Below are 11618 nucleotides of genomic sequence, written 5' to 3'. Positions count from 1 at the left end.
TTGGAGTCTACGCAGCGTTCTCACTTGTTAACGGTCTCTCAATAGAGGAACCAGTCGCTCACCGAACTGCTGTGTAGGAAGCTTTAGTTGCTGCTAAAGCCTGGGCCTCACTTTACCCAAACTGCAGAGTTAGTATCCATACAAGTCAATCAAGTGGCGCAAGATTAAATCCTTCGCTGACAAACGAACTCAAGAGCTGTACGCCAATGGTAAGACAAAGAAGTGTCCTGCGGGTGTCGCACCAACAGCTGCCAGAAAACTTGAATACGTGAATCTGGCCGTACAGTTGGAGGACTTGAAAGTGCCGCCCGGCAATCGTCTTCACTCCAAGCCGTGCGCGCTGGCAGCGCAACAGGACGGTTTTCTCGGTATCACTTCTCGCATTTGACTGAGCTGATGACAGGAGCACCCACATGACTGGTCCACTTGAAGGCATCCGGATTATTGATCTGACGGCTATGGTGTCTGGCCCCCTGGCCACGATGATGCTGGCGGATCAGGGCGCCGAGGTCATCAAGATCGAAAATCCGGCCGGTGGCGATTTCACCCGTTCCGCCGCCAACCGTCAGGGCAATGTCTCGGCGTCCTTTCTTAACAACAATCGCAACAAGAAATCGGTAGCGCTCAATCTGAAAGAGCCGGCGGGGCGTGAAGCGCTGTTAAAGCTGGTCGCCACCGCCGATGTGTTTGTCCAGAATTTCCGCCCCGGTGTAATCGACAGAATGGGACTGGGTGAGGACGAATTGCGCAAGGTGGCACCGAACCTAATCATGGTGTCCATCAGTGGGTTCGGTGACACCGGCCCCTATGCCCAGCGGCCGGTTTACGATCCGCTGATTCAGGGCCTGTCTGGCCTGGCTACGGTGCAGGCCGGCGCTGACGAACGACGCCCGCAACTGGTCAGAACCATCCTGCCCGATAAACTCACTGGCGTAACCGCAGCCCAGGCTATCACTGCGGCGCTGTTTGCCCGCGAGCGCACGGGCGAGGGTCAGCATGTGCGGCTGTCCATGCTGGACGCCATTATCGCGTTTCTGTGGAGTTCGGACATGGGTAGCCAGACCTTTGTGAAGGGTGAGTTGCCACAACAGGAGGCGGCCAGCTTTCAGGATCTGATTTACGAAACCACTAATGGCCATATCACCATCGCGGTGCAGAATGACCGTGAGTGGCAGGCGTTGATCGGTGCACTGAATCGACCGGAATGGGCCGAGGATCCGCGCTTCCTGACCGCGGAACTGAGGCAGAAAAACATCGACGCCCGGCTTGATCTGATTCAGTCCGTGATCAAAACAGACTCTGCAGAAAACTGGCTGGAGCGTCTGGCAGACGAGTCGGTGCCTTGTGCCCCGGTGCTGACCCGTACTCAGGTGTTGGCGCATCCACAGGTTCAGGCCAATGACTTACTGGTAGAGTATGACCACCCCCAGGCGGGCATAATCCGCCAGACCCGGGGCCCGGCCCGATTCTCAGCCACGCCAACCCAACCCTGGCACGGCGCACCGTCCCTCGGGCAGGACACGATGGCGTTGCTGGCAGGCTGCGGCTATTCCAGTGACGACTTACAGACGCTGGTCCAGTCAGGTGTGGCCGGCGTGGCAGAGGAAGGGCAATCATGATTGATTTCTATTACTGGCCAACACCCAACGGATGGAAGGTATCCATCATGCTGGAGGAGTGTGGTCTCGACTATCGCATGGTCCCGGTTAACATCGGCCGGGGTGATCAGTTCTCAGCCGAGTTTCTGGCGGTCAGCCCCAACAACCGGATACCGGCGATTGTAGATCACGACGTTGATGGAGAGCCGCTGCCGGTTTTCGAATCCGGGGCTATTCTGATGCATCTGGCGGAGAAAACCGGTCGGTTTATGCCCAACGATGCCAGAGGCAAAAAGGAGCTGCTGGAATGGCTGTTCTGGCAAGTGGGCAACCTTGGCCCCATGGCCGGGCAACTGAGCCATTTCGTCAATTACGCGCCCGGCGAGCATCCCTATTCACAAAACCGTTACGCCAATGAGTACAACCGCTGCCTGGGTGTGCTGGAAGACCGGTTGTCTAACCGGGAGTACATTCTGGGAGACGGTTACACCATCGCCGACATAGTGTCGTGGCCTTGGGTGCTGATTGCCAAACCGCTGGGTCAGGACCTTACGGAATTCCCAAACGTTCAGCGTTGGCGCAATGCGATCAAGGTGAGACCCGCCGTTCAGGCGGGTGTGAATCTGGGCAAGGAGTATCGCCGCAGCGCTGGCCCGGACGAACAGGAGCGACAGCTTCTGTTCAACCAGAAGAGTCGCTCAAAGCCCTGAGCTGTCAGCCCCAGCAATGGCAGGCCCTTTGAGTTGTCCATACCGATCCTTCGCCGGAGACCTCTTTAACCTTCGGGCAGCCTGCACTTCGGTGAGGAAGCTCAGGATCCGGGCCTCTGGCAATCCTTCTTTGTTGTCCCGGATCGTTCGTCATGCTTGAGGGAATGAGCCATGCCGAGATGGCGGGCCAGATCATCAGCCTGATCGAACTGGGATTCTGCATTGTCGGCTTTGCCAGCAAACGGGATGACCGTCTGATGGTGCTGCTGATTTCCGCGAACGTGGCCTTTGCGCTGCAATTCGCCCTGTTTGGCAGCTGGACAGCAGCCGTTCTGAGCCCGCTGGTGATCGGTCGTATCATTCTGGCGCGTCGCTACTTTGGCAATTGGCAGGTGATGCTGGCGGCGCGGGCGTGAAGTGTATTGTCATCTTAATTTTGGTTTGTGGCGGGGCGTGGTGAGCTACATTGCGCTGGCGCCGGACCCGGTCCTGAGCATAACCCGGCGCGAGGCGCTGGATGAGCCCTACCGCACAATGATTGGTCACATGCGCCACGAAATCTCGCAGATGCTCTGGTGGCGGCTCAGTCTGCGCCAGGATTTCCTGGACGCCTTCCGGGCAATGTTTGGCGATGAACGCACAGATTATCCCGCCGCACCCCCATGAAGACTGGGCCGAAACCGCCGCCCACTTAATGCACCTGACGGATATCACGGACAGCTTTGTCGCAGCCGGGTTGTCGTCATCAGAGATGCCAGGCCCGGGCTGGGACCCATGCTCGGAGCCCGACGCCTATCGCCTGATCCATATTGCTGCCTCCCTTACCGTGGGGATGAACCACATCAACCGCTCCATGGGGTTGTCTGATCTGCCATCACGGTCCCTTTGAGTAAGAAAGCATGCGCCTATCAGAGTGGATATTGGTCAATATCGAAGCCGTTCTTCAGGCTTGGGAGGATAACGCCAGAGACCTCTTGCCTGATAAATCCGCTTCAAAAGCAGAGCGCCGCGATCACGCCAAAGCAATGTTGACCTCAATCGCTCATGAAATCGAACAGCCCTAGGCGGAGCGGCAGCGCAACGGCCAGGCAGCAGAAGCCAATAAATCCGCTCGCGAGCATGGGCAGGAACGCCGGAAGCTAGGCCTGGATATTATCGATCTCGCGAGCGAATTCTTTGCTCTGCGCACCAGCGTGGTTGAGCTGTGGACCAAGGGTGCAGACGAGTTAACCCCGTCAGGTGTGGATGAACTGGTGCTGTTTGACCGGGCCATTGACCAGGCGCTTCTTGGTTCGATTGAGAGTTTCACCAAAGAAAAGGACAGGCAGGAACGGAGCTTCGTTTCCATGTTGTCAGGGTCTCCCGATCCCACCTACCTCGTTGACGTCAACGGTCGCATCGTGTTCGCAAACATCGCTACTGCCACACTGCTGGGCGTGCCTGCGAATCGACTCCCAGGTATTGCAGTGGCTGACCTGTGGCCCGAACACGATAACGACCTGCGTAGCCAATTCGAAACCGTCATAGAAACGAAAAAAAGCCTTAGAGGGGAAGTCACGGTCGGGGCAGGATCAGAAAAACGCTGGTATGAATATGTCTATTCACCCGTAATGGACGCAAGCGGGTCGGTTGAAGCCATTGCCGGAGTGGCCCGGGATGTCACCGAGCGGCGAAACTCTGAGGCTGAGATCTGGCATCATGCCAACTATGACCTGCTCACCGACCTGCCCAACAGAAGACTGTTCCGGGACAGGCTCGATCAGCAAACCCGGCATTCTGAACGCACCGGCGCGCCCTTCGCGTTGCTGTTCATTGATCTCGATAACTTCAAGGAGGTAAATGATTTACTGGGTCATGAAGTTGGCGACCAGCTATTAAAACAGGCTGCTGAACGAATGCTTGGCAGTGTGCGTGATGAAGATACAGTTGCCCGGCTCAGTGGTGACGAGTTCACCGTCATTTTATTGGATATAGCTGACATCGCGCAGATAGAGTTGCTTGCCCAGGGCATTATCAGTGAACTGGCGAAACCTTTTGATTTGGGCGACGGGACGCCTCAAGTGTCGGGCAGCATCGGTATCGCGCGCTACCCTCAGGATGGAGGTACGCCGGACCAACTCCTGATGCACGCCGATCAGGCCATGTACCGGGCCAAGAAAAACGGGCGAAATCAGGTTTACTGTTTTGCTCAGACTCAGCCTGACCAGCAAAAACCGAATCTGGCCGAACCTATGACCAGCGCCTGAAACGGAAAAGGACCCCAAGGGGTCCTTTGTGTTAACGGCTGTCCTGCGGCCGGTTTTACGGTGCCGGTTGCGTAATCATATTCGCGTCCAGGGTGACTGCCGTCTGGGCCAGTGCCCGCCCTTTGAGAGTGGCTTCGGTCTGGATGTCGATCAGGGTTTTGCTGAGGACAACGCCACTGACGTTGCTAGTGGTGCCGAAGGTAGTGTTACCCGCCACCTGCCAGAACACGTTCTTCGCCACTGCGCCGCCACTCAGGATAACTGAAACGCCGTTGCTCACGGTTAGTTTGCCTGCGATCTGGAATATCCACACATCGTTTGCGCTACCGTCCAGCGTCACATCCGACGCAATCAACAGATCACTGCTCCATTTGTAGAGCCCCGGGCTGAGTGTCAGCCCACTGATGTTGCCGGCACCGAGTTCGGTGCTGTCCGGGTTTGTGCGTCCGGCGGCGTCGGTATAGGCCGTTTCCATATCACTGATGGCGGTGGTGAGCATGGACGGTGTTGGCACAGCCATATTGGCCGCGAAGATTTTGCCGTCCACAATACCCGAAGTGGAGAAGGTATTGGATGCGTCACGTGTCTGGGAGAAGCCGGTGATAGCGGTTTCTGCGGCCGGGCTGACAGCGATGTCTCCAGTGATGTTAGTGACGCCAGTGGTGGAAATGCCGGTTTTCGCCAGAATTACGTAATCACCTGCCGTACCAAGAGTAACCGGAGCCGGACCCCGGGCTGCACTGCCGCCGGTCGTGAACGACCAGACGACGTTCGCCGCCAAGGTATTTGCAGCAAGATCCCTGATGCCGGTGGTGAGTGTCGCGGTGTATTCGGTGTTGGTGGCAAGGTCATTCACAGGATTGAATATGGCTGTGGTGCCAACAAGCTCTACCGTGCCGGTCACGGCGTTGCTGTTCACATCCGTCACTACAAAGGTCGAGCCGTTCACGCTGGGCACATATATGGCTTCGCTGAAGTTGGCAGAAATGTTCCGGTTGGTGGCAACACCGATGTCCCCATCGGCCGCATCGGTCGAGGTAACGGTAGGGGCTTTGCTATCGGCACCCGTGCCGGTGGTAAAGCTCCATTGATAGTCACTGGACAGGCGTTTGCCATTCTCAGACGCGACCGCTGTCGTGATGGTAGCGATGTAGGTAGTACTGGCTCCGAAATTGCCGCCACTGGGCTGGAAGATGCCAGTATTGGTTGCGGCGTCCAGGCTAACGGCGCCCGTCACCGGCATTTCGCTGGCCGCAGCTACCGTAAAGCTGGCGGTATCGAGGGTGTCAGCGTTTATCGCATCACCGAAAGTCGCCGTCACGGCGCTGTTTGTGCTTACGCCGACGGCATCGGCTGCCGGGCCGGTAGCCGTAACGGTTAGCAGGCCCCCGGTCGGAGCCGGTGAGCTGGTACCACTGCTACTGTCATTAAAACAAGCCGAGAGCGATGCCGCTAATAACATAATAAAAATCGTTATTAACGACTTTGTGTATTTTTGAATCGTATTCATAATATTTTCCTACTGCTTGGTTCCAGCGATGTATTAACTGGCTGGATAGGGAGCTGAGTAATACATACTCATTCCGGGGGGCTCATGCGCTTGCGCAAATTCCTGTCATTCAGACAGAATTGTTTATGAGTACGATTGATTACATTTCAACAAGCTGGTTTTATCGAGTCAGGAGCATTTATATTCCTAATATTTTAAATTAGCTATTTATATCTCTGTAAAATACAAAAATAAACATATTGATATTAAATTATAATCTGAGGGAAACGCTGATCAATTCCCGTGCGCTTCTGGCCTTGGGACGAATTCAGCCTCAAGGCGAGTTCGCGAAGGCAGGCTGGATGTCTGTCAAGCGGGCTCAGGGCGAAGGCTGGGTTCGTCCTCCGGGCAAGGCCTGAAGCACGCATTAGCCGCGTCGTTACGGCCATTGCCGGCGAGCGGCGCCTTGCTACTGCATGCTTCAGGTCTTGCAGAAGCATACGGGAATTGAAAAGTGTTTCCCTGGCGGATGTTTTTTTATCTTATATTTTTCATAATAATATAATTAAGGACCAAAGACTTGTTTGATGTACCTGAAAGGATGTTCCACTTTGGCCCGGGCGCTGGCCTTGAGCTTTTCGGCTTTCAGTTTACGTTCATCCATCGTCTTGCGAGTGCCAGGGCGTTTGGCAATGAGCCAAGAAACATTTTTGCGATCCTTATGCTCATCCCGTTATTGAATTCCAAGGTAGCCGGCATCACCAAACACACGTTGGCCGCTCTCATTCTTGGTAGAGCTCGGTGCGGAAATAATGGTGGCGTCAACAATGCTGCCTTTACGCAGCATCAGGCCGCTTTTCTCCAAATGCTTGTTCACCTCTTTGAACAACGCTTTGCCCAAACCATGACGCTCCAGAAAATGTCGGAACTTGAGAATGGTGGTTTCGTCCGGCAAGCGGTCCAGCTTCAAGCCCGCAAAGTGGCGCATGGATTCAATTTCGTAGAGAGCGTCTTCCATGGCCGGGTCGCTAAGATTGTAGAACAGCTGCATGCAGTGAACGCGCAGCATCGCAGACAGAGGGTATGGGGGTCGACCAGTCTGGCCCTTGGGGTAATAGCGGGTCACTTTCTTCTCCAACTGCTTCCAAGGAATCAGTTTGTCCATCCGTTCCAGAAAGATCTCGCGACGAGTCTTGCGTTTCTTATTCTGATATTCGGCTTCGGAGAAGGTGATCTGACTCATGGCGATGAATCCTGTCCGGTTGACGATGATTGTATTATCGCTGATTCTTGGGACTTATTCAGAGGTTCCTTAATACTTATAATTTTAAATGAAAGTTTCTCTCGAAATGGATATTCAAAATATAAAAATCTACCGCATCGGTCATCAACTGCGGTGTTACCGGATAAGTGCAGTTAGATTGACTATTTTTAGGTGGTTGACGGATATTTTCGGGGTAACATTTTATTTTAAATATGGTGAAAAATAATTGAGAAAATAAATTACTGTGTTAAGAGATAAAGCATTTAATTTATTTACTATTGATAAGGGCGGCATACAGTATTTAAAAGTCGTTTATAAAACTGTTTGTCAAGGTGTTAAATCCTGGATTCAAGTAATAAGTGCAGCACCACCTGCTTTAGTTGGGCTTTTGTGATCTTCCTGAAGTCCGTCCCTTTTGGGAAATATTGCCGGATCAGGTCGTTGGTATTCTCGTTGGTGCCGCGCTGACTGGATCGGTACGGATCACAGAAATACATGCTGGCAGCGACTGCTTTACCAATGCGTCGGTGCTCGGCAAACTCAGAGCATTATCCAATGTTAGGGTCTTCACGGCGCCTCGGAGAGGCCGCAATAGCCGAATCATAACGTCAGCCGTCGGGCTCGCCCTCACTTCGGGCAGCAAGGCCGCCTGCAAGAAGCCGGTGCGGCAATCTACCAGAGTAGCCAGGCCCGATTCCTTATGACCCTTCAGAACCGTATCTCTAGTTAAAATATTATGGCCAGTCCCAATACCGTGGTTTTGTGTCAGAAGCTCAGAAAGGCCTATTTAATACCGCCTGATGGCGCACTCCATGCCCGAAGACCTGCGGGTGCTCACCTCCTCTGTCGACATCCAGATCACCAAGTAACAGCGAAACAGCCCGGCACCAATAGAAAACGCTATTTGTGCCGGGGTGAGTAATCGTCGATGTACTGAGACTATGGTTTAAATCCCCGAAGTTACGATGATCAGACGATACTGATCAGCACTTCCCCCGGGGTTACCCGGTCGCCTTTAGTCACGTAGATGGCGTCTACTTTGCCGTCGATATCGGTGTGTACTTCGGTTTCCATCTTCATGGCCTCGGTAATCAACACGGCTTGGCCTGCACTTACGCTGTCGCCTTCGCTCACCAGAACCTCGACCACATTGCCAGGCATTGCGGTGCTGACGTGCCCGGGCATCGAGGCTTTCTTGCGTGCGCTGCCGCCTGCGGCCACGTATTCGTTAAGCGGCTCAAACACCACTTCTTCCGGCATGCCGTCCAGCGACAGGTAGAGTTTGCGTTTGCCAACACCGGAATCACCGGCGCCGGTTACCGCCACCTCATAGCTCTCGCCATGAACTTCAATGCGAAATTCAGTGGCCAGGCCGGTGCCTAAGCGCTCTTGGGATTTTGCCTCTGGCGGCAGCAGTGGCTCAGGTACCAGAGTGCCGTCTTTGCGTTGCTGCAAAAACTCCCGGCCCAAGTCAGGGAACATGGCGTAGGTCAACACGTCTTCTTCGTTGAGGGCCAGCTCGCCTATGTCTTTGCGCAATCGGTTCATTTCCGGGCTTAGATGGTCGGCTGGGCGGCCTTCGTCAACGGATTCGTTGCCGATTGCCTTGTTGCGCACTTCCGCGTTCACCGGTGCGGGGGGGCGTCCGTAGCCACCCTGAAGATAGCGTTTCACTTCGTTGGTGATGGTTTTATAGCGTTGGCCGGCCAGTACATTGTAAACCGCCTGAGTACCCACAATTTGCGAGGTGGGCGTAACCAGTGGCGGAAAGCCCAGGTCTTCGCGCACCCGTGGGATTTCATCGAACACTTCGCGAATGCGATCCAGCGCATTCTGCTCTTTAAGTTGATTGGCGAGGTTAGACATCATGCCGCCGGGCACTTGATTGATTTGCACCGAGACGTCTTCACGAGTGAACTCGCTTTCAAACTGCTGGTACTTCTTGCGCACTTCGCGGAAGTAGTCGGCAACCTCGCTCAGTTGTTCCAGATCCAGCCCTGTGTCGTAATCCGTGCCTTTGAGGGCGGCAACCTGGGATTCGGTAGCCGGGTGGCTGGTGCCAGACGAAAACGACGAAATGGCCGTATCAATGCGGTCGACACCTGCCTCAACGGCCTTGAGCTGGCACAGGGGCGCCAGGCCTGAGGTGGAATGGCTGTGAATAACCAGCGGCAGATCAACTTCCGCTTTGATCGCTTGCACCAGATCAAACGTGCCATAGGGGGTTAGCAGCCCTGCCATGTCTTTGATGGCGATGGAATCTGCGCCCATGGCCTGCATGTCCTTGGCCTGTTTCACAAACAGCTCCGGAGTGTGCACCGGACTGGTGGTATAGCAGATGGTGCCCTGGGCGTGTTTGCCGGCTTTTTTCACCGCTTTCATGGCCGTTTCAATGTTGCGCAAATCGTTGAGTGCATCGAACACCCGGAACACGTCTATGCCATTGTCGGCCGCTTTCTGAACAAACGCTTCTACAACGTCGTCAGCGTAATGGCGATAGCCCAGAAGGTTCTGGCCTCGCAGCAACATTTGCAGGCGACTGTTCGGCAGAGCTTCGCGCAGCTGGCGCAGACGTTCCCACGGGTCTTCTTTCAAAAACCGCACGCAGGCGTCGAAGGTGGCGCCGCCCCAAACTTCCAGAGACCAGTAGCCAATCTGATCCAGCTTTTCGCAGATGGGCAGCATGTCCTCTGTGCGCATGCGGGTTGCGATCAGCGACTGGTGCGCGTCACGTAGTGTGAGATCCGTCACTTGGATTTTTTTTGCTTGACTCATAATGTCTTTCTCCTGCGAATTACCAGCCTGCGTGCGCGGCGATGGTGGCGGCGAGGGCAAGCGCAATTTCACTGGGGTGGCGCTTGGTTGAATAGTTCAGCAGTTCGGGATGATCGGGCACGAAACTGGTGTTGAAATTACCGCTGCGAAAATCTGGATGCTCAAGAATTTGCTGATAATAGTTTGCCGTGGTTTTGATGCCGTGCAAGCGCATGTCATCCAGCGCGCGCTTGCCACGGGCGATTACTTCATCCCAGGTCAATGCCCACACCACCAGCTTCAGACACATGGAATCGTAATAAGGGGGGATTTCATAACCGGTGTAGATGGCCGTGTCTACCCGCACCCCGGGTCCGCCGGGAGCATAGTAATGTGTGATGCGGCCAAAACTGGGTAGAAAGTCGTTCTTCGGATCCTCTGCGTTAATGCGGAACTCCAGCGCGAAGCCCCGGAACTGGATGTCTTCCTGGCGATAGCTCAGGGCCAGGCCAGAGGCTATGCGCAGTTGCTCGCGCACAATGTCTACGCCGGTGATGGCCTCGGTGATGGTGTGTTCCACCTGCACCCGGGTGTTCATTTCCATAAAGTGGACTTCGTTGCCCGACAGCAGAAACTCAACGGTACCGGCATTTTCATAACCCACCGCTTTGGCCGCTCGTACCGCCAGGTCGCCGATGTACTGGCGTTGCTCCGGCGTGATTTGCGGGCTCGGGGCGATTTCAATCAGCTTTTGGTTGCGGCGCTGTATGGAACAGTCGCGTTCGAACAGATGAATCACATTGCCTTGGCTGTCTGCCAGTATCTGCACTTCGATGTGGCGGGGGTTCACGATGCACTTTTCCATGAACACTTCAGCCGAGCCAAAGGCCTTGGTGGCTTCTGAGATCACCCGGGGATACTGGGTTTTCAGTTCTTGCGGTGTATCGCAGCGGCGTATGCCCCGGCCGCCGCCTCCGGATGTGGCTTTTACCATCACCGGATAGCCAATGTCGTTGGCCAGTTTAAGGGCCTCATCCAGGTTTTCGAGGTTGCCATCGGAGCCAGGTGTGATGGGAATGCCGGCGGCGCGCATGCTGTCACGGGCCTGGGTTTTGTCGCCCATGCCGTGGATAACGCTGGATTTAGGGCCTATAAAGACCACACCTTTTTGCTCGCACAAGCGGGCGAAGTTGGCGTTTTCTGACAAAAAACCGTAGCCCGGGTGGATGGCATCGCAGCCGGTTTCCACGGCCAGATTGACGATGCGGGCGGGGTCGAGATAGCCCGCTATGGGGTCATCGCCCAGAGAATAGGATTCGTCAGCGCGTTTCACGTGCAAGCCATAGCGATCCGGTTCGGTGTAGATGGCTACCGAGCGTATCCCCATTTCTGCACAGGCCCGCACGATGCGGACGGCAATTTCGCCGCGGTTGGCGATCAACACTTTCTTCAGCATGGGAGATTCCTCGTTTCGTCGTCCCGAATGAAGGTGATAAAAGCTCGAATTAGGGTTACAAAAAGAATAGCGGGATAGACCTTTCACGAAAAATTGATATT

9 protein-coding genes and 2 pseudogenes are annotated in these 11618 nt (G+C 54.8%); 6 read left to right on the top strand and 5 right to left on the bottom strand.

Translation table 11 applies throughout. The features are described 5' to 3' along the window. The first annotated feature begins 148 nt into the window (after positions 1-148). The 6 genes and pseudogenes from ENI00_RS11350 to ENI00_RS11325 all read left to right on the top strand — a co-directional run bounded on the left by ENI00_RS11350 (position 149) and on the right by ENI00_RS11325 (position 4554). Positions 149-388, top strand: a complete 240-nt coding sequence (locus tag ENI00_RS11350) for a type II toxin-antitoxin system RelE/ParE family toxin (RefSeq protein ID WP_349740418.1) — start codon at positions 149-151, stop codon at positions 386-388. A 25-nt stretch (positions 389-413) separates the two neighbouring features. Then, positions 414-1619, top strand: coding sequence for a CaiB/BaiF CoA transferase family protein (locus ENI00_RS11345; RefSeq protein ID WP_304102198.1), 1206 nt, complete (start codon positions 414-416; stop codon positions 1617-1619). After that, positions 1616-2308, top strand: coding sequence for a glutathione binding-like protein (locus ENI00_RS11340; protein ID WP_304102197.1), 693 nt, complete (start codon positions 1616-1618; stop codon positions 2306-2308). The genes ENI00_RS11345 and ENI00_RS11340 overlap by 4 nt, the downstream gene beginning before the upstream one ends. Before the next feature lie 152 nt (positions 2309-2460). Then, positions 2461-2712, top strand: a pseudogene (locus tag ENI00_RS11335) (YgjV family protein); the annotation flags it as partial. A gap of 13 nt (positions 2713-2725) precedes the next feature. Then, positions 2726-3197, top strand: a pseudogene (locus ENI00_RS11330) (putative zinc-binding metallopeptidase). Positions 3198-3501: 304 nt separating this feature from the next. After that, positions 3502-4554, top strand: a complete 1053-nt coding sequence (locus ENI00_RS11325) for a GGDEF domain-containing protein (RefSeq protein WP_304102193.1) — start codon at positions 3502-3504, stop codon at positions 4552-4554. A gap of 55 nt (positions 4555-4609) precedes the next feature. Here ENI00_RS11325 and ENI00_RS11320 read toward each other — a convergent pair whose 3' ends face one another. From ENI00_RS11320 to ENI00_RS11300, 5 genes are all read right to left on the bottom strand, one after another. Further along, the gene (locus ENI00_RS11320; protein WP_304102190.1) at positions 4610-6064 is read right to left on the bottom strand and encodes an ice-binding family protein; all 1455 of its coding nucleotides are present in this window, start codon (positions 6062-6064) and stop codon (positions 4610-4612) included. 712 nt (positions 6065-6776) lie between these two features. Beyond that, a complete protein-coding gene (locus ENI00_RS11315; RefSeq protein ID WP_304102187.1) occupies positions 6777-7286 on the bottom strand; it encodes an IS5 family transposase in 510 nt (169 codons plus the stop codon). 356 nt (positions 7287-7642) lie between these two features. Further along, positions 7643-7804, bottom strand: coding sequence for a hypothetical protein (locus tag ENI00_RS18770; RefSeq protein WP_422655574.1), 162 nt, complete (start codon positions 7802-7804; stop codon positions 7643-7645). A 472-nt stretch (positions 7805-8276) separates the two neighbouring features. Next, positions 8277-10082, bottom strand: a complete 1806-nt coding sequence (oadA, locus tag ENI00_RS11305; RefSeq protein WP_304102184.1) for a sodium-extruding oxaloacetate decarboxylase subunit alpha — start codon at positions 10080-10082, stop codon at positions 8277-8279. Between the two features lie 19 nt (positions 10083-10101). Next, positions 10102-11517, bottom strand: coding sequence for an acetyl-CoA carboxylase biotin carboxylase subunit (locus ENI00_RS11300; RefSeq protein WP_304102182.1), 1416 nt, complete (start codon positions 11515-11517; stop codon positions 10102-10104). Positions 11518-11618: the final 101 nt, after the last annotated feature.

Source organism: Marinobacter antarcticus (assembly GCF_011049865.1).
Classification (GTDB): Bacteria; Pseudomonadota; Gammaproteobacteria; order Pseudomonadales; family Oleiphilaceae; genus Marinobacter; species Marinobacter antarcticus_A.
The sequence above is the reverse complement of the archived record's forward strand: the minus strand, read 5'-3'. Positions and strand labels throughout refer to the sequence as shown.

Coding starts and splice junctions, on each gene's coding strand:
- ENI00_RS18770 (WP_422655574.1), bottom strand. CDS start 7,804: ATGTATTTCTGTGATCCGTACCGATCCAGTCAGCGCGGCACCAACGAG.
- ENI00_RS11300 (WP_304102182.1), bottom strand. CDS start 11,517: ATGCTGAAGAAAGTGTTGATCGCCAACCGCGGCGAAATTGCCGTCCGC.
- oadA (WP_304102184.1), bottom strand. CDS start 10,082: ATGAGTCAAGCAAAAAAAATCCAAGTGACGGATCTCACACTACGTGAC.
- ENI00_RS11320 (WP_304102190.1), bottom strand. CDS start 6,064: ATGAATACGATTCAAAAATACACAAAGTCGTTAATAACGATTTTTATT.
- ENI00_RS11315 (WP_304102187.1), bottom strand. CDS start 7,286: ATGAGTCAGATCACCTTCTCCGAAGCCGAATATCAGAATAAGAAACGC.
- ENI00_RS11345 (WP_304102198.1), top strand. CDS start 414: ATGACTGGTCCACTTGAAGGCATCCGGATTATTGATCTGACGGCTATG.
- ENI00_RS11340 (WP_304102197.1), top strand. CDS start 1,616: ATGATTGATTTCTATTACTGGCCAACACCCAACGGATGGAAGGTATCC.